Annotated in this window: 1 protein-coding gene; it reads left to right on the top strand. The window is 77.8% G+C overall.

Features of this window, described 5'->3' with window-relative positions; all coding sequences use genetic code 11:
• The coding region (locus ABD908_RS27370; protein ID WP_345002062.1) for a molybdopterin-binding protein at window positions 1-1,216 on the top strand (1,216 nt) is incomplete at both ends.

Genomic DNA, 1,216 nt, shown 5'->3' with positions numbered 1-1,216 from the left:
CTCCCCCGCCGTCGACGCCGCCGGCCGCGCTCAATACCTGACCGCGGTGTGGGATGCCGATGCGCTGCGTGCTGCGCTGCGGACCGGCACCGTCCGCGCGCGGGACCTGGTGCCACCGGGCGCCGTGACCGCCGCGGTGGGCGACGTCGACGACGTGGACACGCCCGAGGCCCTCCAGGACGCCCGGCTACAGGCCGCCCGCTGCCCCGACTGTGCCCGGGCCGCGATCCGGGGCGCCGTCGTCCCGCTGCCGCCCCGTGAGCTCGACGCCCCCGACGCCGTGGGAGCGGTGCTGCACGTGCCGCTCGTCGCGGCCGCCCCGTTCCCGCCGTTCGACGCGTCGGCGATGGACGGGTGGGCGGTGGCCGGCCCCGGTCCATGGGTCCCCGACGGAGGCCCCGTGCCCGCGGGCGGCGGGGACGGCGGCACGTTGCCCGGCGGACGCGCCCGACGCATCGCGACGGGTGCCCGGTTGCCCGCGGGCGCGGCGCGGGTGATCCGGGACGAGGAGGTCACCGTCGACGGTGATGTGGTGCGCACCAACGGTTCCGGTCCGTCCGAACGCGACGACACCCGGCGTCGGGGGTCGGAGTGGCGGGCGGGCGAGACGCTCGTGGCGGCCGGCACGCGGGTGGACGATGCGGTCGCGTCGCTGGCTCGCTCGTCGGGCGTCGCGCGTCTGACCGTCAGCGGACCGGTCCGGGCGGTCTTGCACACCTCCGGCGACGAGATCGCTTGGGACGGAATGCCTATCGATCCAGACAGACCGCTGCTCCCCGAAGCGGCGGCCGGCCCCGTCGGCGCCCGGCTGCGCGGGCTCGGAGTGCTGGTGGCCCGCGGGACGCACCTGCCCGACGAGCCGGCGGCCCTCGACGCCGCGCTCGGTGACACGACCGATCTGGTCGTGGTGATCGGTGCGACCGGTCGGGGCGTCGCCGACCACCTGCGCGGCGCGATCACGCGGGTCGGAGGCACCGTCATCGTGGACGGTGTGGACGTGCGGCCCGGCGGATCGGTGCTGGCCGCGACGCTGCCGGGGGGGCGGATACTGCTGGGGCTGGGCGGGAATCCGCTCGCCGCGGTGGCGGGTGCCGCGCTGCTCGCGCCGGCCGTCGTCGACGGGCTCACCGGCGGCGGGCCGGCCGTGCCGGAGCACATCGTCGTCGCCGGTTTCGCTGCTGCCGACCGCTGGCGGATCGCCCCCGTCGGGCCCGCC

Source organism: Tsukamurella soli (assembly GCF_039541155.1).
Lineage (GTDB): Bacteria > Actinomycetota > Actinomycetes > Mycobacteriales > Mycobacteriaceae > Tsukamurella > Tsukamurella soli.
Note: the sequence above shows the minus strand (reverse complement) of the source record. Positions and strands in the feature narration are given on the sequence as shown.